General features: G+C 59.4%; 21 protein-coding genes. 17 read left to right on the plus strand and 4 right to left on the minus strand.

The annotated features are described in order from the left end of the window. The first annotated feature begins 145 nt into the window (after positions 1-145). Complete coding sequence (locus AXA68_RS15545) at positions 146-850, plus strand: metal-dependent transcriptional regulator (protein WP_066419173.1); 705 nt, start codon at positions 146-148, stop codon at positions 848-850. Continuing rightward, on the plus strand, positions 847-1,587 hold the full coding sequence (locus AXA68_RS15550; protein ID WP_066419176.1) for a TMEM165/GDT1 family protein: 741 nt from the start codon (positions 847-849) through the stop codon (positions 1,585-1,587). The genes AXA68_RS15545 and AXA68_RS15550 overlap by 4 nt, the downstream gene beginning before the upstream one ends. A 169-nt stretch (positions 1,588-1,756) precedes the next feature. Here AXA68_RS15550 and AXA68_RS15555 read toward each other — a convergent pair whose 3' ends face one another. The 4 genes from AXA68_RS15555 to AXA68_RS16345 form a co-directional block, all read right to left on the minus strand. Then, complete coding sequence (locus AXA68_RS15555; RefSeq protein ID WP_066419178.1) at positions 1,757-2,179, minus strand: cupredoxin domain-containing protein; 423 nt, start codon at positions 2,177-2,179, stop codon at positions 1,757-1,759. A gap of 25 nt (positions 2,180-2,204) precedes the next feature. Beyond that, the gene (locus AXA68_RS15560; RefSeq protein ID WP_066419180.1) at positions 2,205-3,455 is read right to left on the minus strand and encodes a ZIP family metal transporter; all 1,251 of its coding nucleotides are present in this window, start codon (positions 3,453-3,455) and stop codon (positions 2,205-2,207) included. Position 3,456: 1 nt separating this feature from the next. Continuing rightward, positions 3,457-4,716: a multicopper oxidase domain-containing protein gene (locus AXA68_RS15565; protein WP_066419182.1), complete on the minus strand. Its 1,260-nt coding sequence runs from the start codon at positions 4,714-4,716 to the stop codon at positions 3,457-3,459. Between the two features lie 128 nt (positions 4,717-4,844). After that, complete coding sequence (locus AXA68_RS16345) at positions 4,845-5,522, minus strand: metal-dependent transcriptional regulator (protein WP_080505349.1); 678 nt, start codon at positions 5,520-5,522, stop codon at positions 4,845-4,847. A 218-nt stretch (positions 5,523-5,740) separates the two neighbouring features. Between AXA68_RS16345 and AXA68_RS15570 the strand changes: the two genes are divergently transcribed. The 15 genes from AXA68_RS15570 (at position 5,741) to AXA68_RS15635 (ending at position 22,896) form a co-directional block, all read left to right on the plus strand. Continuing rightward, a complete protein-coding gene (locus tag AXA68_RS15570) occupies positions 5,741-5,908 on the plus strand; it encodes a DNA-binding protein (RefSeq protein ID WP_066419186.1) in 168 nt (55 codons plus the stop codon). Positions 5,909-5,979: 71 nt separating this feature from the next. Further along, positions 5,980-6,540 carry a TATA-box-binding protein gene (locus tag AXA68_RS15575; protein ID WP_049987858.1) on the plus strand — a complete coding sequence of 187 codons (561 nt, stop codon included), beginning with the start codon at positions 5,980-5,982 and terminating at the stop codon, positions 6,538-6,540. Positions 6,541-6,625: 85 nt separating this feature from the next. Beyond that, positions 6,626-7,669 carry an exodeoxyribonuclease VII large subunit gene (xseA, locus tag AXA68_RS15580; protein WP_066419188.1) on the plus strand — a complete coding sequence of 348 codons (1,044 nt, stop codon included), beginning with the start codon at positions 6,626-6,628 and terminating at the stop codon, positions 7,667-7,669. 2 nt (positions 7,670-7,671) lie between these two features. After that, complete coding sequence (xseB, locus tag AXA68_RS15585) at positions 7,672-7,854, plus strand: exodeoxyribonuclease VII small subunit (RefSeq protein ID WP_066419191.1); 183 nt, start codon at positions 7,672-7,674, stop codon at positions 7,852-7,854. A 204-nt stretch (positions 7,855-8,058) separates the two neighbouring features. After that, on the plus strand, positions 8,059-8,307 hold the full coding sequence (locus AXA68_RS15590; protein WP_049987855.1) for a hypothetical protein: 249 nt from the start codon (positions 8,059-8,061) through the stop codon (positions 8,305-8,307). Positions 8,308-8,313: 6 nt separating this feature from the next. Continuing rightward, positions 8,314-8,736 carry a hypothetical protein gene (locus AXA68_RS15595; protein ID WP_066419193.1) on the plus strand — a complete coding sequence of 141 codons (423 nt, stop codon included), beginning with the start codon at positions 8,314-8,316 and terminating at the stop codon, positions 8,734-8,736. Positions 8,737-8,765: 29 nt separating this feature from the next. Continuing rightward, positions 8,766-10,502 carry a hypothetical protein gene (locus tag AXA68_RS15600; RefSeq protein WP_080505350.1) on the plus strand — a complete coding sequence of 579 codons (1,737 nt, stop codon included), beginning with the start codon at positions 8,766-8,768 and terminating at the stop codon, positions 10,500-10,502. Between the two features lie 3 nt (positions 10,503-10,505). Beyond that, positions 10,506-11,342, plus strand: a complete 837-nt coding sequence (locus tag AXA68_RS16350) for a hypothetical protein (RefSeq protein WP_080505351.1) — start codon at positions 10,506-10,508, stop codon at positions 11,340-11,342. A gap of 2 nt (positions 11,343-11,344) precedes the next feature. Further along, on the plus strand, positions 11,345-12,460 hold the full coding sequence (locus AXA68_RS15605) for a hypothetical protein (protein ID WP_066419198.1): 1,116 nt from the start codon (positions 11,345-11,347) through the stop codon (positions 12,458-12,460). Positions 12,461-12,462: 2 nt separating this feature from the next. Beyond that, the gene (locus AXA68_RS15610) at positions 12,463-13,584 is read left to right on the plus strand and encodes a hypothetical protein (RefSeq protein WP_066419201.1); all 1,122 of its coding nucleotides are present in this window, start codon (positions 12,463-12,465) and stop codon (positions 13,582-13,584) included. Next, positions 13,577-15,784, plus strand: coding sequence for a VirB4 family type IV secretion system protein (locus AXA68_RS15615; protein WP_066419204.1), 2,208 nt, complete (start codon positions 13,577-13,579; stop codon positions 15,782-15,784). Before AXA68_RS15610 ends, AXA68_RS15615 begins: the two co-directional genes overlap by 8 nt. Beyond that, the gene (locus tag AXA68_RS15620; RefSeq protein ID WP_232745147.1) at positions 15,750-20,087 is read left to right on the plus strand and encodes a primase-like DNA-binding domain-containing protein; all 4,338 of its coding nucleotides are present in this window, start codon (positions 15,750-15,752) and stop codon (positions 20,085-20,087) included. Before AXA68_RS15615 ends, AXA68_RS15620 begins: the two co-directional genes overlap by 35 nt. A 351-nt stretch (positions 20,088-20,438) precedes the next feature. Next, a complete protein-coding gene (locus AXA68_RS16945; RefSeq protein WP_066419207.1) occupies positions 20,439-21,707 on the plus strand; it encodes a phage NrS-1 polymerase family protein in 1,269 nt (422 codons plus the stop codon). Between the two features lie 212 nt (positions 21,708-21,919). After that, positions 21,920-22,453 carry a DUF7342 family protein gene (locus AXA68_RS15630; protein WP_066419209.1) on the plus strand — a complete coding sequence of 178 codons (534 nt, stop codon included), beginning with the start codon at positions 21,920-21,922 and terminating at the stop codon, positions 22,451-22,453. 8 nt (positions 22,454-22,461) lie between these two features. Continuing rightward, complete coding sequence (locus AXA68_RS15635) at positions 22,462-22,896, plus strand: hypothetical protein (RefSeq protein WP_066419211.1); 435 nt, start codon at positions 22,462-22,464, stop codon at positions 22,894-22,896. The last annotated feature ends 30 nt before the right edge of the window (positions 22,897-22,926 follow it).

The following is a 22,926-nucleotide window of genomic DNA, read 5'->3' on the forward strand; positions in this document are numbered from 1 at the left end:
TTCAGCAACTTTCCCTCAGTGTACGCACTTCACCTGCTGCTAATGGGATGAATTCTCCCGATGGCTTTTCGTGAAACTCGACTGAATCGGGATCCTTCACGATGGTCCCCAAATATTAAATTAGACAAATCTAAATGGTAGTTATATGTCTCCGAGTCCAGTTGTCGAGGATACCCTCAAAACGATCTACCATCTCCAGCAGGAGGAGGATCCACCGGTTGCGACATCCGCTATCGCCGACCGTCTCGACAAGGCACAGGCGACGGTCACGAGTACGCTCGACCGACTTGAAGCGCAGGGACTGATCGCACGCGAACCGTACCAAGGAAGCGAACTCACTGACGACGGCGAAACCGTTGCAGTCGAAGTACTCCGGCATCACCGGCTCCTCGAAACCTATCTGGCCGACCACCTCGATTACCCTTGGGAGCAGGTCCACGAAGAAGCCGACAGACTCGAACACCACATCAGCGAGGAATTCGAACGCCGGCTCGCCGAGACGCTTGAGAATCCTCGGCGAGACCCCCACGGCGATCCAATTCCAGGTGAAGATCTAGAGCCACCGAATCAGGACCCGATGACACCCCTGTCAGCCTGTGAGGTCGGCGATCGAGTGACCATCACTCGCGTCAGTGATCGCGACGAGGATGATCTTGCGTACTTGGCCGACGTCGGGATCACGCCAGGAACGGCGGTCCGTATTGTCGATGTCGCCCCGTTCGGCATGATTACTCTGGATGTCGACGACACTGAGCAAGCCATTCCCGAAGGGGTTGCGACGTCAATCAGCGTGACCCATCTGAACGACGCCGACGACCCGGCGGGCGTTGAGCACCGGGGTGACGCATGACGCCGTTTCTGGAGATCGTCGTAATCGCGGCCATCGCGCAGCTCACCGTCCTGCCGGGCGAGAAGGTCCAGTTCATCATCGCCGGGCTCTCGACCCGGTTCAAGCCACTGCTGGTCGTCGCGGCGGCCGGGACGGCGTTCGCGGGCTGGACCGTCCTCGAGATCCTGTTCGGTCAGGCGCTCCAGCAGGCGCTCCCGGGCGTCGTCCTCGACGGGATTACGGCGGCGCTCTTCCTGCTGTTCGCGGTGTTACTCGTCCGGTCAGCCCCTGGAGGGCACAACGTCCCAGTCGAGAGCGCCACACAGACGGACGGTGGCGTCGTCGGGACACGGATCACGGACATCAACCCGGAGTTCGAAGCGTTCGGCCACACGATCGGCGGGCAGCTGGGCGAGTTCCTCACCATCTTCGCGATGATGGCAGCCGGGGAGTTCGGCGACAAGACACAACTCGTCACCATCGGGCTGGCGGCACAGTACGGGGCTAGTGCTGCCATCTGGGCAGGCGAAATGTTGGTCATTATTCCGGTAAGCCTTGCGAATGCATACTTCTTCCACACGTTCTCACACCGGTTCGACGTCCGGAAGGCCCACTACGCCGGGGCGGCCCTGTTTGCGTTCTTCGGGATGGACACGGTTTTAGGGATAGCAACCGGCCCGGAAGCGGTGTTCGGTCACAACAGCCTCTGGGAGGCAATCGTCAGCGCCGCTTCGGATATCCTCCTCGCGGTCGTGTAACCACTTTGATGTAAAGATATTTTGATTAAACCAACTTGTCTTCGAAGAAGAAAATTTATCTCATCCGACCGAATATCCAGCGTCAGTCAATCGATCAATGAACAGATTAGCGTCGAACAGCTGGCGATATGACACGCTCAATCTTGGAGATCTGTCTACAGTAACTTCGTTATCTTACTCGAACTGTCCCGACCATCCCCGAACTCTCGTGTGGGATACAAAAGTACCCGTACGTTCCAGGTTCCTCGAACGTGTGCTCGTAGTTCTCGCCCGGAGCGATGAGCCCCTCGGTGATCCGATTCCTCGCAGCACGCTCTGATTCGAAGCCACCACTTGCGAAGTACGCGGCCTCGTCTGGAACCTCCTCTTCATACGCTGTGACCGTGTGATCGATGTCACTCTCGTTCGTCCACGTTACCGTCTCTCCTGTTTCTACCGTTGCAGTCTTCGGCTCGAACGTGAGGTCGCCGGGCATCGTGACGGTCTGGGCCGACGATGACTGTCCACCTAGACACCCGGCGGTGGTTAGAGTCGCTAGGGTCGCGGTGCTGAGTCGCAATATCGATCGTCGATTGTAGAACTTCGAGACCATTGTAACGAAAACGAGTGTTATCCTATTAGAGGACAACGAAGAGATCGGTCACGTACATGATGGCGAGGCCGAACAGGAACGCGAGCAGGTTCGTCGCGCTCGCCACGCGACCGCCGGCATCGCGAACCATTCGCGCGATCTCCCAGTCGACCTGCAGGATTGCGCCAACCCCGATCGCGAGGAAGAAGGCCCCGATCGTCGGCGAGTATGCAAGACTACCGATCCAGCCCCCGAGGATGACGGGTGCGCCGGCGATCACCCCGAGTGCGGCGAAGTGCTTGAGCGACGGGCGTTCCCCGCGGGCGACCGGCGCGACGACAGCCGGACCTTCCGTCACGTTGTGGAGCATGAACCCGATCACGAGGAATGCACCGAGCGAGACGCGCCCGAGTGCGAACGAACTCCCGATAGCAAGTCCTTCCGCGAGGTTGTGCAAGCCGATTCCTATCGCGACCAGATAGGCGATCCAGAGACCGCTACTCGCCCGACTATCACCAGCGGCGACACGGCCCTCACGCCACGCACTGATCGCCTGGACGAGTAATAGTGCGCCGAATATCCCGAAGACGACCAAGAGGTTGCCCTCGTATGCGCCTGGAATCCTCTCGGCGAGCTCGAACGCCTCAAACCCGGCGTCGAACGCCAAGAAGCCCAGTACGCCGGCCGCAAACAGGAGCACGGCGTGCAGCCACCGATCGCTCATCGTCTTGATGTAGGGGAACCACAGCATCCCTAAGGCGACTGGGATCACGCCCACGAACAGCCCGATGACTGCAAGCGTCCCGAGCAGCCCGAGGCTAAACCCGGGTGATTGACTCGGCGCGACGATCGTATTATGGAACGTTGCTCCATCAGATAGTACGAGGGTGACTCCGAGGTCCCACCCCGGATTCCAGTGATACGGAATCACGATCTGTGCGCTTTCCATCGGGGCGAGCGTTTGGTCACCACCAGCTCCTTCGACTCGGAAATCCCAGTACGCCTCGTCGACGAGAACCTGTGATATCGTCACAGATTCGGGCCCGTTGTTCGTCACGTGCAAGACGACCGTTTCGTCGCTCGGAAGGGTCGTATGTGTGATCGTCACGTCGGGAAGCGGTGTGCCGCTCTGAACTCCGGCGAGCGGGGACGTGAACGCGAACACGCCCAAAACGAGTACGAGCAACACAATCGGGAGTAACGCGCTGACCCATCGCGGAAGCCCGAGCGGTTGTGTGATCTCTTCGTCAGCCGTTACACCACCGTCCGTCGTCGTGTCTTGTGTCTTATCCGCCATATTAGACCACCTCGAAGAAGCTCATCCAGCCGAGTTCGGCGAACTCCGACTGATGCGCGTGGAACATGTACAGCCCGGGCTCGTGGTCCGAGTAGTCGATCTCGATGATTCCGCGCTGGGCTTGACACTGCATGATCGTGTCCACGGTCTTATTCGTCGGCGTCAGCGTCGTCCCGTGGTCGTAGTAGTCGAAGAACTGCGAATGCGTGTGGAACGAGTTGATGAGGTCGAACTCCGTTGCATTGGAGAGGTATACGCGCTGGCGTTGGTCCTTGTCGATCTGGATGGGACGTTTCGTCTCGCCCGCCGTCCAGTTGCCCTCACCGTCGGTGTCACCAACTCCATATCCGAACGCCCGCGTGTTCGCCGCATAGACCTCGTTACCGCCATCGAAGTTGGTATCGAACGAGTTCATCACCATCACCATCTCGTTGACGGCGTCGTTTTCGGCGTACTCGTGATTCCGGCTCTTCGCCTCTTCGACGAGCTGCTCTCGGAAGTCGTCGGTAATCGGGCCCGGGTAATTGACGTACTCGCGTGGATTCTCCCTGACGCGTTCGGGGTCCGGATCGACGATGATCGTGCCATAGAGTCCGCGGTGGATGTGCTCTTTCAGCGGGAGCGAGTGGCAGTGATAGAAGTGCGTGCCGGCGGGTTGGGCGATCCACTCGTACGTGAATGACTCACCCGTATCGAGAACGCCAGGCCCGTTTTGTGGAATCCCGTCCATTCGCGGGTTGAGGTTCTTCAGGTGTGGATGGATCGTGTGCGCGTGTCGTCCCAGGTTCGTGAACTTCACGCGGATGAGGTCGCCCTCGACGGCACGGATCGTCGGGCCCGGTACCTGGCCGTTGTACGCCCACGCCGAGAACTCGACGCCCGGCGCAATCGTGATCGTCGTGTCGACGGCAGTGAACTCGAATTCCCGTACGGTTTGGCCATCCTCCTCGTAGACCTGTTGGGGAACGTTATCCTGTCCGCTCTCTCCGGTATTGAACGCAGTGAGGAATTCGTGGGGGTCGAAATCCAAATCCCGGTATTCGCCCACTGCACCGAAGTTACCGTGTTCACCCTCATCGTCGTGATCGGACGAGGCAGCTGCTCGGGAGCTCCCGAGTCCGACTGCTGCACTGCCTGCAACACCGAGCCCGCCGAGGACCGTGCGGCGACTGACACTCGTTTCACCAGTGAGTGATTCGACCAGTCGCTCTTCAAGTCGTTTTGTGACGTCTGCTGCGCTACTGTAATCTATCGATGGCATGATTTCCTCCGCTGGTCAGGCCTTCGCATACCCATACACACCCATTGTCCCACCCAATACATAAATTAGACGTATCTAAACTTAGATTGTGTCTAAACTAATAGCCTCACTACTGGAGACTCATCAGTTTAGTTTGAAGACCCAGCGAGCGTTTGAGCGGTTATGGATCGGGCCACTTCCTCTGGGAGTGCAACTCGTTCGTTGGTGCCATCGGGAACAAGCGTCACCATCCCAAATGAGGTGGTCTCAACAATTTCGACTACAGTTGTTGGGGTAATCTCGTGTTCAGAAAGGTACCGGAGTAGATCTGGGTCATTGTCTGGCACCCGTTCGATTCGAACCTTGTCGCCGACCTGCTGATCAGCGAGTGTTTCACCGGATTGTAACGGTGAAACGTCCAGATCCGCTGTGGGAATCGGGTCGCCATGCGGGTCAACTGCCGGATTCCCTAACTGCTCTGCAATTCTATCAGCGAATTGACTACTTATATGGTGTTCGAGGCGATCTGCTTCGTCGTGTACCTCAGCCCAATCGTACTCGAGACGCTCCGTCAGGTATCGTTCTAAGAGCCGATGATGGCGAATGATTTCGAGCGCGACCGGGATTCCAGTGTCTGTGAGTACAACGCCCTTGTAGGGTTCGTAATGGACAAAATCGCGCTCGGCCAATTTTTTCACCATACTGGTGACTGACGGTTGTTCTACGTCCATATGCTCAGCGAGCGTCGAGGTCCGCACCCGTTCATCCGTTTCGTCCTGGAGGTAATAGATCGCTTTGAGATAGTCCTCCATGATGGCGCTCAGCATTAGAGTGAAATTAGACGGGACTAAATTTATAATTTGTTACAAGGGGTTCCTGATGTTGCCAGCTGTGGGCGTAAGTCTGAGATGAGTCCGGTTATCGTCACGGTCAACACCCGCGTAATGATTTTCCGTATCTTCTTGTTGTGAGACTCACTGACGCTCAGAATGGCAAACCGAGAATTCGAACCTTTATAGCATAGACGAGAGAAGTCCGCGATGGAATGTCTGACCTCATCGTCAAAGCAGCCGTGAAGGACGCACTCTCTGACCAGAACGTCTCGGCAGATTTCTACGACGCCCTCAACGAAGAGGTCGCCGAACTGCTCGACGACGCCGCAAAGCGTGCTGAGGCCAACGACCGGAAGACGGTCCAGCCCCGCGACCTCTAATTCGGAAGGTACCACACCGACGCTCGAAGTCACTCCCCGTTTTAAGAGGGTTGTGACTGGAAGGTACTCCTATGAGTGTCACAGCCGAATCAATTCAAGTCGAGAATGTGGTCGCGTCGTCCGATATCGGTCAAGAACTCGATCTGGAAACGCTTTCTGAGGATTTAGGAGCCACCGACTACGATCCTGATAACTTCCCTGGACTCGTGTATCGGATGCATGATCCTAAAGCCGCAGCGCTCATTTTCCGCTCGGGGAAAGTCGTCTGTACGGGTGCAAAAAGCGTCGACGATGTGACGACTGCGTTGGAATACGTCTTCGACGAGCTCCGTGAATTGGGTGTCGATGTCGCTACCTCTCCAGATATCGAAATCCAGAATATTGTCTCAAGTGGGGACCTCGACCACACACTCAATTTGAATGCGATTGCGATCGGCCTAGGTCTCGAACACATCGAATACGAACCAGAGCAGTTCCCGGGGCTCGTCTACCGGCTTGACGACCCGGACGTCGTCGCACTCCTCTTCGGGAGTGGCAAGCTCGTCATCACGGGCGGAAAACAGCTTGACGATGCTGAACAAGCGCTTACAGTGATCGAAAACCGGCTCACTGACCTCGGGTTACTGGAGTAATTCAACGACACAGAACAGTTGGCAGGGTATACTGGCACTGGTGAGTACATTTTTGAATCTGCTCTCCCCGTGTTAAGTTAGTGCGATGGCTGATGCCGAACGGGAGGTAGATGATGTCCTGTCCGGGAATGTTCTTTCAGTCCAAGAGCTGAACGACCGAATTGCATCGGTCGTCCAGGACACGCCTGCCCTCAACGGCGTCCGCTGTATTGGCGAGGTCACGGATCTCCATCAGAACAGTACCGCCCTCTATTTCACCCTGACTGACGGCGACGCCGAGCTTCCCTGTATGCTCTGGGCGAACCGCTATCAGAAGATGGACGCTGACCTCGAGGACGGGACCGAGGTCATCCTCGAAGGCGATATCGACTACTGGACAGAGGGCGGGAAAATCGACCTCAAGCCGTGGGAGGTGATCGTCGTCGGCGACGGCGATCAAGCAGCTGCCGTCGAGCGACTACGAAGCGAACTCGAAGAGCGTGGCTGGTTCGACGACGAGCAGAAACAGCGCCCGCCGGCGTTCCCAGAGCGGGTTGGGGTCGTAACCTCCCTCCGTGGCGATGCCCGCTATGACATCCAGAACGCGATCCACGAACAGGACCCTACCGTCGACATCCTGGTGAAGGACGCCACCGTCCAAGGGTCGGAGGCGCCCACATCCATCGCGAACGGCATCCACCATCTGGACCGCTCCGAGGAGGTCGACTCGATCATCGTCGGCCGTGGCGGTGGGAGTGATTCGAACCTCCAGGCGTTCAACACCGAGCGGGTCGCGGAGGCGATTTTCACCGCCAATACCCCGGTGGTCACCGCGATTGGGCATACTGACGACCGGTTAATCGCAGATCAGGTCGCGGATGTAACGACGATCACGCCGACGGCCGCTGGCGAGTATATCGTGAATTCCCGCGAGGAGTTCTTCGCGGGCGAAGTCAAGCCGCTGGCACAGCAACTCGACGCCGCGTACGAAACCTTCCAGCAAGAGCATGAACATGAACGGGAACTTGCCGAAGCAGTCGACGAGGCGGCCGCATCCGAGGGGCTCCCGCCGGTCTACTACAAGGCCGCAATCGCTGTACTGTTGTTGCTGTTGTTGGCCATCACTGGGCTTTGGTTGGGGGTGATCTAAGCGTGGCAAACGACCAAGATATCCACGATCGGCTGGCCCGTGTCGAAGAAATTATTGAGCAGCTCGATGCGGACGAGTGTGACCTCGATGAAGGGACAAGGCTCCACGAGGAAGGTCAGAAACTCTTGGCCGAGGTGCGAGAAATCCTCGACAACGGGCGTGGAGAGGTCGTGGAACTCGAGTAGAGTACCATCCTAATCTTAACCAACAGCCAGCGGTATCTAACCCTCATTGTTGGTTAACTATACCCTTGCGAGATGAACGAGCTCTCTGGTTATAATTTACTTTAGAATTTTGCGCCAGTTGGTGGCCAGAAAGCATATACCGATCTTCTAGCTATCGCACCACCATGGACCGGGGCTCAACCGGTGCATACCCACCCCGCACATATGATCACACGGGCAGTCACCATCGAAGACATCGATGATCTGTACCTGACGTGGAACAGCCATATCAACGGTTCCGCCCTCTATCGCCGCGCCCTCCGAGATGAGATGGAGCTTCGCGACGTCGACCCCGACGAGCTTCGAGATCTCTTCGAACGGGCCCGCGAACAGGGCTACACGAAAGACGAGATCGTCGACGAGACCAATCGCTACGCTGATCTCAAAGCACTCGTCGACGACGCAGAGGAGTAACCCGCTATGTCACAGGACAATACGCCCTCCGAGACGGCTTCGAATCGCGCCGACAGCCAGTCCACGGCATCGAGTAGGCTTCCCAGGCAAGCTGTCTTCATCGTCGTCGCCCTGAGCCTGTTCGCTGTGGAACCCGCCGCCGCACAGACGAACGCCGTCTGTAGTGCGGACAACCTCCCCAGTATGATCGAGGGCTTCTTCCAGCTTACTACGGCGCTGGGCATTGTCGGCCTCGCAGTCGTGTGGCAGGCCGACTCCCTCATCGAGATGTTCACGATCACGCCCGAGCAGAAGAAGGGCCTCAAGCGCCACAAACGGTCGGCGATGAAGTCCGCGGTCGTCCTCGTCGCCCTCGGGCCGCTTTACACCGTCGCTGGGTCGATGATGAACCTCCCGCTGGCGCAGTGCGTCGACCTCGCCCCCTGGTAGGCGACTACTGCCCCCCGTCGCGAGCCCCCATGACACAACGAGAGCTCTCCGTGCTAATGGCCGCCCTGTTCGTGACGAGCCTAGTCACAGGTATCGTTACTGCAACCCCGCCACGGCCAGGCACGGAGGGGAATGGGCTGACTGAGAATGAATCAGCGACGCTGTGGTCTCGCGACGCGGACAACTACATCAGCCAAGAGGAGTACCAGCAGCGCTACGGCGAGAGCCGGACCGCGATGCACCAACTCGCAAACGGGACAGACATCACGTTCACGCGCCCGCCGGCGACAGCTTCAACGTGGACGCGAAACGACTTCGCTGATCTCGAACCCGGTGGGTCGGATACGTCCGTGCATCCGCGCCACGCATCGCTCGAAGACGGGGTGTTCATCGAGGACGCCCACGCCACAGTGTTCGCAGTGCAGCCGTCGACGCGAGGTCACTTGGAGTCGGGTGAAACCCCGCTCTATATCGCGCCGAACGGCACGATTCGGGGGTTCGTTGACTATCGCGTTCGCGTCCCGAACGGAAGCTCTGCGGGAAACACGACGATTGAGTGGTCGCTCACGAGCAACGAGGTTGAGGAGGTTCGATTGCAGAAGGACGGCGAAACCATCGTCGAGCGCGACGGCTCGCACACGCCGGCCCTCGACTACCAGATCGAGGATGACTGGAGTGCAAACCTCACGCTTGAAGCCGAGATCAGCGTCCGGTTGAAGAAGACCACGCGAATCGACCGAGGCGACGAGACCGATGTCGAGGTCACGTACCGAACCGAGTCGCTCAACGTCTCGGATTCGATCGCCGTCGAGATCTACGATCTCTCGGCCTACCCCTACTACGCCGAGTATCCCAATGGTGACGCCGGTGTGGCTATCTTCCAGTCCAGACCGTGGCAGGGGTACACGCTGACGGAGAATGGAAACGCACGAGTGCGTGGCGTCTGGCGGTTCTACACCGCTCGGAACACCAACTGGGATACACTCGTCAGATCGAACCGGACCGACAGCGCCACCGTCGAGTCGGATGCGATTCCGGTCTATGTTCACGCGTACCCGTCGCGAATCGGCCCGCGTGCTGAACCAGTTCGCGATGGCCCAGAGATTATCGACACTTGGGGCACTGACCGACCGTCTCCGGTCAGCACGCTCGGCGAGAACATCAACATCGACATCGTCAACCAGTCGTACACGACGACGTACGGTGTTGCGGTTCGCGCCGAGAGTGTTGACCGCGACGCGCTCCAGGTGGCGGGGATCGTGCGGGGTGTGAACGCCTCGATTGTGGCGCCTGACGCTGGCTCAGAGCGGCAGCTCCGGCGCAGTAATCTGACGGTTGAGGTGCTTCAGCAGAACGAAAGCCAGGCCACACTCCGCATCGAACTCCGAGACAACGAGACCGGCGCACCAATCGTGCTCAGCGATCCCGACCGACGATATCCAATCGGCGGGACCACTCGCAACGGCTACATCACCGTCGCCGAGCAACGCGTCGAGACCAACGCCTCCGGGGTGGCGATTGTGACGATCGACGAGCCGGGTATCTACACGGCTCGGTACCATCCGGGTTCGTGGCTCGGACACGACCCCGCGTATGTGAGTGCGACGGCTACTGCTCGCTGGCATCCGCTCGGCACCATCGACGGTTGGTTCGCGTTCATTTTCGAGGTTGCCTGGCAGCTCATCCCGTTTCTTGTGATGTTCTACACTGGCAAGCGGCTCCTCCGAATGCTCGGTCCAGAAGACATCTTCCAACGGAACCCATAGTCCATGACTAGAAACCACCCACACATCAGTCGGCGAACCGCCCTCCGAACAGTCGCAGGTGCTGCCCTCGTGAGCGTCGCGGGCTGTCTGAACGACAATGGCGGTTCTGGGACGCCTGGTGACGGAACGACCTCTTCAGATGGCAAAGGCCCACTCGCGCGTATTGCTCTCGAGGGAACCACACTCGTCGTCGAACTCTCCGAAGAAGCCGACGTCGACCAAGTCAACCTCATCCAACCGAACGGCGAGTTATTCGGGGAGCGCGACGTAGCCGCGGGTGCTCAGCAGGTCTCATTCGAGATCGGCACCGCGTATGCGCCCGGTGAGTACCGCGTACTCGCGTTGAAGGGTGAGGAGACAGTAGTCGAGACCACGACTGAACTGCGTCCAGAGATCCAGATACAGGATGTTGGACTCTATCGGAATAATCCAGATAAGCCGTGGGACGAAGTCTATGGTGAGTCCGAGACAGACCGGATCAAGAATGGCGAGGCATTCGTCACGGTAGAGAACACAGGAAGTGGTCCGGAAGCGATAACTGAACTAATCTTCTCCGGGGACGTTCCCAATCCAATTGAGAACCCCAGAGGCAGTGGAATGCACGAAACCGACCGGGTAGTAGTCTCCCCTGGCGAGACGGCCGACCTGTTCAGTAGTTCGTTTCCGTTCGGCACAGAAACTGAGGACGGGATGGGATGTTCCCCAGACGGGAATAGTGGCCAGTTTACTGTTATCGTTGAGACACGGGTCGGTGGAAATCAGGTCTCAAGCACCTACAACGTTCAATACACTAGTTCCGACGATATGACTGATTGTGAGGTCACGATCACTGAGGTATAACGATGGTCGATCTCATTGATGTCGTCCTTGAGGGTATCAAGGGCGTCGTTGAGTGGTTCATTGGGCTGTTCATGGACGGTCTCAGATCAGGGTATGAAACTCTGACTGAGGGAATGTTCGGGACACCCACTCCAGAGACGAACGGAGCTTTTGTCTTCGGTGAACCGACCAATGCACCCTGGCCAGCGATTCACGATGCTCTCATCGGCGGCGAAATCATGCTAGTTGCCCTCTTGCTCCTTGTGATGAGCGTTCAGGGCCGTCACACGGTTCGGATCTTCAATATTGGAAGTACCTACGAAGCCCGAAAAACGAAGAAAACGGCCTGGGTCGGTGCTTTTCTAATCATTACGTGGTACTGGATTGGGACTCTCGCGCTCTACCTCGTTGACGGATTCACTATCGCCCTGATGCCGGAGCTTTCCTCGGTTACGGAGGCGATGATTGGATTCTTGGAAGTATCTATCACAAACCCAGGGCTGGGGCTATTGTTCGCCGTGATTGGTGGAATCTCGATGTGGGCGCTGGAGGCGCTGTTCTACATCCGGATGATTCTGCTGTATGTCTACCTGTACGGAATGCCGATTGCATTTGCCCTGGCCTACGGAAATATTCCGGTCGTATCCGATATCGCGATGGGGTTCTGCAAACGGTTTGTCCCGTTGGCTGTCCTCCCGCTCCCGGCAGCGATGGTCCTCAAGGGGTACGATTTGATCTACGGCGGTGGGACGCTCACACCAGGAACAGCGTTCCTCAAGTATCTCGTCGCTGCGTCGCTTCCACTCGTCGCCCTCTACATCACGTGGAAGACGTTCAAATACGCGACGCCGTTGACGGCCAAAGTCGTCGGCGGTGCGACGAAAGGCGCAGCACTCGTTGGTGGTGTCGCCGCCGGTGGGTACCTTGCTGGCTCCGGCGTCGCGACGACTGCCGCTCGGTGGGGGCCGAAGGCCGCTGCCGGTCATGCCGTCGCGCAAAAAGCGGCTGCCCGCGGTGGGCATGGAGGAGACGATGGCGGGACGCCATCGTACCGTCGAACAGAGAATGACCCTGGTGGAGCGACAGCGGAATCGGCGAGTGACGACCGTGGGATGGAGTTTGATCGAGGAATCCACTAACAATGTCAGCAGATCAAGACGCGGCCGCACGGCGCATCATGGATCAGTTCGGCGAGGAGAGTCGCATCCCGTATCTCAATATCGAGGAAGGAGACGTTGGCATGCTCATCGCCTTCCCCATTATTGGGCTGTTTATCGCGGGTCTCACCGGGATCGAATCACTGGCCCTGCCGTTCGTTGCTGGCGGGCTTGGCTTTGGCGTCGCCGTCATCTACGTCTCACCAACCCATCTGAACGCCTGGACGTGGACAAAAGACGTCTATCGGTACCTCAAACGGCCTCAGGTCACGTTCAGTGCGCCCGCCGACGCCGACACGAGTACCAACGAGTCAGAGCGCAACGAGGGCGGACTCGCGAACTACACGCCGTTCAAGCCGGACGAGCGGACACAGGACCTCACGAACATCAAGCGGGCGTGGCCGGGCGCTGGTGCCATCCAGCGTGAAGACGGCGCGATGGAGGCGTTCATCGAGATCGATCCGGCCAACATGGACTTCGCGATGTCCGACGACTGGGCGCAGCTGCAAGACGCCGGCGAAGAGTTCGCCAACAAAGAGCTGGATTCGAAGCTCAAACTCCACGCCACAACCCGTTCCTTCCCAGTCGAGCAGATCACTGAGACCATTGAGGAGCGGCTCACTGACGAAGACGTTACGGAGAACCCGATTTTCCGGGAACTCCTCGAAGAGTACCGGGAGACACGGCCGAAGGAGATGCGTGACCGGGGTATTCAGCAGGTCCGGTACTACATCGGCGTTGAAGTCAGCCCGATAGAGGTCTACGACCGCTTCCGCGACGAGGGCACCCCCGCCGAGAAGCTGACCCAGTTCCCCGTCATCGGCTTCCTGTTCAACCCGTTCGTCACCCGCCGCGAGGATCTTACCGACGTCGAGCGCCGCGCACAGATGTTCGAGAAGCTCGACAGTCGCGTCAACGACGTGCGATCCGAGTTCATCCAGCAGGCGTCGGGGTGGTCCGCACGTCGACTCAGCACGGTCGAGCTGTTCGTTCTGAATATGGACTTTTGGAACGGCCGCGAACATGACTACGATGAGGCGGAACGTGTCATTCGCGACCAATCGATCATCGGTCACTCGCGCCGGGAGGACCCACACGATGCGTAATGTGATCCTCCAGACCGGTGGTGGTGCGCTTGGCTCCGTCGCCGGGTGGCTCCAGAATCTGACGCCAGCAGAGAGTGCAGTACTTGCCCTTGCAGCGGGTCTCGGCCTTGGCGTCGGCAGTAAGTACCTCTGGGACCGCTTCACTGCGGATGATGAACCAGAGGTAAACTTCACCGATATCCTCGACGAGGAGACACTCGAAGAAGGCGAGGCCGAACGCAAGCTCCTCGACGACATCTCCGAGTCGCACAAGACCGTCACCGCGCCCGGAGCTGTCGAGTGGGAAACGCGAGCCGCACGGGTCGGCGAGCAGTGGACGACGACACTGTACATCGCTAACTATGCCGACTATCCCAACGACGGGTATCTGAGCGACCTCTTCGAGATGACCGACGTGCAGTTCGATCTGACGGCCCACATCACGCCGAAGAACCAGGAGCGGGCCCGGAACGAACTGCAGGACATCGCGGACGACCTCCAGGTCGATGCTGACCTCGAACAGAGTATCCGGAGTGCCTACCTGCAGGAACGCGCCAACGAGGCCGCAGCGACGTACAAGGCCGTCGAGAACGGCGCGAACGTGTTCGACCAAGGGATGTTCATCACGGTCAGAGCCGACGAGAAAGACGAGCTCAGAGATGCCGTCCAGACGGTCAAGAGTGCGCTCCGCGACGACCCGGCGAACCTCACGCCGAAGACCGCCATCTGCCGGCAGGATCTCGCCCTCCAGTCCGCCGCGCCCATCGGCGACAACGAATTCGGCCGGACGTCGATCGCACTCGGCGGCGCCGTCGGCGCGTTACTCTCCTCCCCGCACAACGCGACGATTCTCGAGGAGGGCGGCGTCGAATTCGGGATTCACAAGGACAACCAAAGCCCGGTCGTCATCGACCCCTTCGCACGGGATAACGGCTACGCGATGTTCACCGTCGGCGACACGGGTTCGGGGAAGTCGTTCAGTTCGAAGCAGAACTTCATCCGTTCCATCGAGCAGAGCAAGGACCGCATCGGCATCATCCTCGAGCCGTTGAACAACTGGGCAGGAGTCGCCGAAGCGCTCGATGCCAAACGCATCACGGTCGGCGGGACACTCGGGCTGAATCCCTTGGAGATCCGCGAGACACCCGAGCACGTCCAGCGGGCGATGGGTGAGGACGCGAGCCCGTTCAACGAGAAGCTCGACGACGCGATGAGCTTCCTTACCAACTTCTTCGCGCTCCGCGGGATCTCGCTGGGTGACCGCCGGACGACACTGGAACTGGGTCTCAAGCGAGCGTACAAGCGTAACGACATCACCGACGACATCTCGACGCACGGCAACCCGAGTCCGACCATCCGGGACATGATGGACGTCTTCGAGGACATGGTCAACGATCCCGAGGAGTTCGTTGTCCGATCCGACGAGGAGGCCGGGAAGATCAAGGAGGATGCGACGTGGCTCCTCGACCAGCTCCGCCCCTTCGAGGACGACGGTCGCCACGCCAACCTCGGCCAGGAATCCGACTTCGACATCCGGGACGAGAAGGTCATCTATCTCGACCTCGCCCAGCAGGAGGGGAGCGTCGACAGCAGTACGGCGCTGACCATGCAGCTGCTCATCTCGCTGGTCTACGAGCGAGCGAAGGTCTCGGAGAAGGAGGTCGTGTTCTACATCGACGAGGCCCGCTACATCATGCAGGACGCCGCGAGTCTAGCGTTCCTCGAGACGGTGTTCCGCCACCACCGTCACCACGACCTCTCGATCCGACTGGTCACGCAGACCGTCGACGAGTTCTTCGAGCACGCCGAATCTGAGGCCATCCTGGACCAGTGTGCGGTCAAGCAGTTCCACCGCCTCGACGGGATGGACAAGGAGTGGGCCGACGAGTTCGGGCTGAACTACGCGCAGATGCGGTTCGTTCAGGACGCCGTTCCTGGCAACGAGGACGCCGGTTTCTCCGAGGCCCTCGTGGGCGTCGACGGCGAGTGGCGCGGCATTCAGGTCAAAGCGATGCCCAAGGAGAAGCAGGTCATCGACTTCGAGCCAACCGAGCAACGGCGAGACTCACTCCCGGGGACTGGTGAGAATGCTGTGGACGCGGAGGTGCAGGCGTTCCAAGACGATATTGAAAGCCGAGCGACCGACAACGGACAACGCCCACCTGAGCAGACGCCAGCAGAGACTGATGGTGGCGCAGCGGGAGGTGACGGCGATGCGTGAGTACCTTCGCGTGACGCCAACCTCCGAACGGCTCAATCCGGAGCGTCTGCCGCAGGCACTGGAGAGCCTCCACAAACTGACCTCCACGGACTCGACAGGGCTAGCTGACAAACTCAATCCGCTACATAGCGACACACCGCTACGCTTCGAATTCCTCGCACTCAGCGAGGGGAAAGATGACCCCGTCGAATTCTACTACGGTGCCGACGACCATCTGGATACCCTTGAGAAGCGGCTCCGGTCGGTCTATCCCGAGACGTTCGACATCGAGCGTACCGAGGTCGACATCGCATCCCGACTCGTACAGCCTGTCGAATTCGACCGCGAGACATTCGTCGAGCACTATGAGGCGGGCGACCTCCAGTACGAATTCGACCCTGACGAGCAATACGAACGTGGCACTGACGACAACAAACAATCGGGGCCAGGGGACGCCGAATCAGTCGCGGATGGAGGAACGGTCGGTGACCAGTCTGCCGACCACATCATCGAGATCGGCGATACTGCCCTCGAACTCGCCCCACCAGATGCGATTCCCGAGGATGAGCCACTCACGACGCTTGCCAAACCAACGGTAACATCGGAGGGGACGATACTCGCGCGGCCAGCGACCGAATCCGTCTCCCCACTCGGCGTGCGGTGGCAAGGGTCGGCAACTCGGAAGCAAGACTGGATGACCTCACTCTCGCCATTTACTGCAGACGACGAAGCGGAACTCCCAGCCGTCGATCAGCCAGGAGGTGCGCTCGCGTCGCTCGTCGACCACCTAATGGAGGCGACAGCACCAGTAGCATTCCAAGTCGTCTTCCAGCGACGCGAGAGCTGGCAGTCCGATGCCGACCTTCGCAAGGAGGACGTCATCGACGGCCGAGACACACTCGCTCAGGAGATTATTGGCTCCCTCTTCGAACTTGACGATCAGCCGGAGAACCGGGACAGAAACCAGCTGAGCGACGCGGTTGCAAAACGTGTCGCAGCAATCGAGGCGAAAAATCCGAAGCGGTCGTTCACCGCGAACATCCGAGCAGTCGGGATTCCATCCGGTGGTAACGGTCGCGATGATCTCGATGAGCGGATACAGTCACTTGTCCCAGTATTCGACCCGCTTGACGGGCCGTACTACCAGGTTGCAGCCGAACGAATACGTGACAGCGGCTTGCGGGCAGCCACAAAAGAACGGAACGCACGAGCGGCGCTGCGGCGGCTCTTGGATCGTGAGATCACGACCGGTCGTGGGACGACCCGACCGGAGTTCGTCCTGAGTGGTCGAGAACTCGCGCACTTCGTACTCGTCCCCTCCTCGGAGCAGCTTACTGTCGAGGGGGCACGTGGGACGCGTGCGGAACAGCAGAGTCGGAATCCGTTGCCCCGTCCGCACCAGGACCTTATGGGTGAGTTCCGAGACGGGATGGCAATCGGGTATGCCCTCGACGACACCGGCGAGGCCGAAGACGTGCCGACACACATTCCACCCGGACTGTTGCCCACTCATTACGGCCGGTTCGGAACAACCGGCTCTGGGAAATCGAAAGCCCTCATCAACGATATGCTGTCGCTGTACGACAACACCGAGGGGCCGACGATCCTCATCATCCCGAAGAACGACGATATGGCCCAGAATTATATGCGAGCTCACGCGCGTCGGTTCGGAATGACCGACCTCGAAGAGAACGTCGTCCACTTCCCAATCCCGGACGTCCTCCCCGGGTTCTCGTTTTTCGATCTCGAACCGTCGATGGAGAGCGGACGGCGCCGCGAAGACGCCGTCCAACGGAAGGCCGACCACTACGAAGAGATTTTGAAGCTCGTGATGGGAACCGACCGCTACGAGCGGGCGACTGTGGCCCCGACTCTCATCAAGACACTCATCAAGGCCCTGTTCGACGAGGAATACGGGCGTGAGAACGGGCTATACCGAGCGTCGACGGACTACTTCGCCCACCGACAGCTCGAACACGTCGTCGACCAGCTTTGGGAGGCCGGGCCACCGAACGAGAACATCGGCGACGCCCCACGGTCGAGCGACGAGGAGGTCACGCGGACGATTCGACGGCAACTCCAGTTAGATCCGAACACCTTCGCGAACGTGATGGGTGGTGTCGGAAACCGCCTTGCGTACATTTCTCAGGATACGCACCTGCGGCAGATCTTCAACAATACCGAGAACCAGTTCGACTTTCGGGATGTCCTCGACGAGGATACGGTCATCCTCTTCGACCTCGGAGACCTCCGCGACGACGCTGCCCGGATCATGACCGGTGTGATCCTGACCAATCTCGATGCAGCTCTCAAGGACCGCAAACAGGCCCTCTCCCAGCACTCGGACGACTACGTCGTGAACTTGCTCGTCGACGAGGCAGCATCGGTCGTGGTCTCCGACATCATGAATGATCTCCTCGAGAAAGGGCGGGGATTCCGGCTCTCTGTTGGCCTGTCGATGCAGTTCCCCGAACAAATGGAGGCTGAAGGTGGGCGGAAGATCTACCTGAACGCTCTGAACAACATCGGCAGTTCACTCATCGGGAAAATCAACGTCGACCGAGAACTGGCGCGAGCGATGGCCCACGAAGAGATGGACCCCGCGGATTTCGCCAATCGGATTCGTTCGTTGCCACGAGGGGAGTGGATCGCCAGCCTGCCAAGCCCGACGTTCGGTGAAACGGGGCCGTATCCGTTCAGTCTCGAACCACTCCCGATTCCACCGGGCCACCCCGAGAGCGAATCCCCGCTCACAGAGCGTGAAGAGGAGCAGTTCACTGAGACACTCTCCTCGATGCACGAGGACATCAGTGACGAACACGGCGTGCCGGCCGCAACAGACGCCTCAACAACGAGAACACCGACCGACGGACACGAGGTGCTCGATATCGGGAGCGATGACCTGGACGTCGCGATTGCGAAGGTGGTTCGGAGTCTGCAGCTTCGAGAGGGGTGCCGCGAGGAGAACGGCTGGGTGGCCGTTGAAGCAGTTGACGACGAACTCAGACGGCTCTTCGACGACGTCGACGCCGAGCCGCCATCGTATGATGCACTCGCGGACATTCGAGAACGATCACGATACCTCGATACGACCGTCGATATCGACGCTGACGAGCTCCGCATCCGGCTCACTGAAGCCGGAGAGGATGTCTCGACACCCGATACTGGTAGCGTGCAGGCCGCTGGTGGGAGTGCCCACGACGCAGCACTCCGCCAGATCGAAGAAGAGCTCACCGCACTCGGTTTCACCGTCTCGATCCTCGCACAGGATGGCAGCGAGAAACCTGACGCGAGGGCGAGTCACCCCGACGTTGACGACCGATTCGCCATCGAAGTCGAAACGACGACACCCGAGAATCCCGCAAAGGTACTCACGAATCTCCGGAAAGCCCAAGAAGCAGGGGATATCCCGCTGTTTGTCGTTCGACCAGGAAACGACGAAACTGAGTGGGCCAAGCGCGTTGACGGCATTCTCACACCACCCATTCGTACCCTCCAGAATGGTGAGACACGGTTCTACACGACTGACTCGAATCTCACGTTCAATGGCGGAGCGACCGAAGAAGGTGGAGTGACGGCCGTGCGACCGGCGACCGACGACGAGAACGGGACCCAGAACATCTGGCAGCGTGATGGCGACGAGATCGTCCTTCGTGATACCAGCGGGACGGAACACATCCGTCTCCCATCGCTTGGAACACTCTCGAAAGATCGTGTTCCAGCCATCTACAGCTACGACCACGCTGCCGACGAGTACGTCGTTTATGAGCATGGTGAGCAACACATCTACGAGACGAAATCGGCGTTCGAGGATGACTGGGTGCGTGTTAAGAAGCCATTCGTCCCCGAAGCCGAACTCCCCGTACCAGACTACACACGTTCGACGTACGGCATCGTCATCCTTCACGATGAGGCGAAATCGGTCGTGTATGAAGACGGTGAGAAGCGGCCACTCTCGGCAATCACTGACGGGGCATTCCGTCCCGCATCGCCTGAATCAGCGGCCGCTGACGAACCACCCAGTCAGACCGACCAGGCCGATGAGAAGGTCGAGGAAGACCAATCGCCACCCTCGTTCGAATCGTTCGTCGACGAATATCTCGTCGAAGACGCGGATGAAGCCGTGCCGAAAGACGATGTATTCGGTCTCTACAACGACTGGGCAGAGGCACACGGCATCGACGATCCGCTGAATAAGAGTTGGTTCACCCGGAAGCTCAACACCCACATCAAGGTGGACTCCACGAAGAAGCGAATCGACGGGGAACCCGTCCCACATTACACTGGTGTCCGCATCCGGTCTGAAGAGGACTTTCAGCCATGAAATGGACGTACACGGTCCAATTCCCGATATCATCGGGACTTCTTGAGACCTGTTCCACCCAAGCTGAATCATGACCTCATCCAATCAAACTCGAAGGTCGGAAATCACCCGACAGCGGTATGTTCCACCCAAATTCCCAATGGGTGGAACACCAACGAACCGAGCGAAATGGGTGGAACACGCTCACGTCCAGCGATTTGTAACCTGCTATAGCGGGTGTTCCACCCAACAACCAACTAAGATAGAACGGGGGGTCCCCGTTGGGACCAAGGGATTGGATCGCGACGTACAGCAGAGAGCGTTCTGTGCTGGCTCAGAGCCAGTGAGAGCCATGCGAGGTGCTACGTGAGGATGAGTGACCCTATCGTCAACGAGCCGGAGGCGATTCCGGAGACGTTACGCGAACGCGACCAGTGGGTGTGCTGGCGCGAGGAGGAGCGAAACGGCAAACCGACGAAGATTCCGGTGACGCCAGGGGCTGGGGGGTTCGCGTCAGCAACAGAGTCGGAGACCTGGGCGAGTTTCGAGGCAGCACTCGACTACAGCGAGACAGAGCACGCCGATGGTATTGGGTTCGTGTTTACTGACGACGACTCCATCGTCGGCATCGATCTGGACGACTGCCGCGATCCCGAGACAGACGACGTCGACGACGCGGCGCTGGACATCATTGAGCGACTCGACTCCTACACCGAGGTGTCACCGTCCGGTACCGGCTATCACGTCCTGATCACTGGCGCACTCCCCGAGGGGCGGAACCGGCGCGGGAGCGTCGAATTGTACGACACGGCACGCTTTTTCACCGTCACTGGCGATCACGTCGAGCGGACACCGACGCGCGTTGCACGCCGGCAGGACGCGCTCACAGCGATTCACCGTGAGTACGTCCAGGACATCGAGCGCGACACAGCCTCCGAATCCGAGCAGCGTGATGGCACTGCCGCCCGGCCTCCGACGACCGATGCGGTCGACGTCGACGTTGACGGCGACCTCGAAGACGATGATCTCCTCGAAAAAGCGCGAAACGCATCGAACGGCGAGAAGTTCGAGCGGCTCTGGAACGGGAATACGGTCGGCTACGACAGTCAGTCCGAGGCCGACATGGCGCTGTGCTGTTTGCTGGCGTTCTGGACCGGTGGTGACCGGACTCAAATGGAACAGCTGTTCCGCCAGTCAGGATTGCTTCGGGAGAAGTGGGACGAGGTCCACTACGCTGACGGGTCGACGTACGGCGAGAAGACCATCGAGCGGGCGATTGCGACCACGTCGGAGTTCTACGACCCGGACGCCGGCGACGACGCCGCAGATTCCCACGACGCACCTGACAGGGTCATTGCTGGCGGGACGCCTGACGAGGCAGACCAAAGTCGTGCGTATCTGTCGGAGAAAAACCGCTTGTTGAGCGAGCGCGTCGACGAACTCGAGGCAGCACTCGAACAGAAGACTGAGCGGATCGAGACCCTCGAAGCAGAAATCGAACGACTCACCGACGAACTCGATGCCCGTGATCAGGAGACTGCGCAATCCCACGAGGAAGACTCCGGTACGGGGGACGAGACCGGTGATGACCCAGAGCCAGCCTCTCTGTTGAGTCGATTCTTCGGTGACCAGTCCGAGTAGTGGCGCCGCTTCACCGCCATCCCCAAAGCCCTCCCTCGGGCGTTCAGGTTCTGCGAGCCGAGACGGGTTAACCAACAGATTCGCTATATCGCGCTATTTGTTGGTTAACTACGTTCAATCCCGCCGCAAAACGGTGGCTACCGCAGGAGACTGTAGTTCGGGAAACTATTCCTCGAAGTAAGAACTATATCCTTTGCTCTGCAAGCCCACGTATGTCCGGGACAGACGCCGCCGATGGGCCGCCCCCCTTCGAGGAGCCGTTCAGCAGCGACGACGTCGAACAGCGCATCTACGGCACCATCCTGCAGGCCCGCGAGCCGACGACGGCGAGCGCGATCGCCGACACTGCCGACTGTGACCCCAAGACCGCCCGGAAGTATCTGGGGTGGTTCGACGACCTCGGCATCGTCACCCGGCACGACGGCCATCCAGCCACGTACGAACGCAATGACGCGTACTTCGAGTGGCGACGCATCAACCAGCTCGCAGCCGACCACTCCGTCGAGGACCTGCAGGATCGCGTTCGTGAGCTGACGACGCGCATCACCGAGTATGAAGAGACGTACGACGCCGCGTCACCGGCCGCCGTCGACGCCGTCGCCGCCGCGGAGGACAACGACGAACGGACCATCGACGACGTGTACAGCGACCTTGGTGACTGGGCGACCGTCCGCGAGGAGCGAGACCGCTACGAGCGCGCCCGCCAGCAACGCACGGGTGGCGAGCGCGAACAGGCATCCGGGTAGCCCGCTCGATGGTGCCACCGACAGGCGATGGCGGGAGCCCCGCCCCCATCGATCGCCCCATCCTCGAGTTCCTTCAGACACGGCTCCAAGCGACGAGGCAGGTCTCCCGAGCAACCGTCACGGACGCCAGCGGCCATCTCGAGCTTCAGGTCGTCTTTGCCCCGTCGTACTACCCGACAGCTGTCGACGAGGCGCAGTTGACGGTCCGTTGGTACACAAACGACGACTTCACAATCCACTATCGAGAGGTCCATTCGGAGCACATCTGGGAATGCCGATGGGATCGGCATCCGAACCCCCACAATACGCGCGACCACTTCCATCCCCCGCCCACCGCCCCGACGCCCGGTGACGATGACTCCTGGCCGACCGATCATCGTGATGTCCTGCGACTCGTCCTCGACGAGATTGAAGACCGGATCGCAGTACTGTGGGACGACTAGACGACTCCCCCGCAGTGGCGTTTATCAGCG

Source organism: Halorubrum aethiopicum, from assembly GCF_001542905.1.
GTDB classification, from domain to species: Archaea; Halobacteriota; Halobacteria; order Halobacteriales; family Haloferacaceae; genus Halorubrum; species Halorubrum aethiopicum.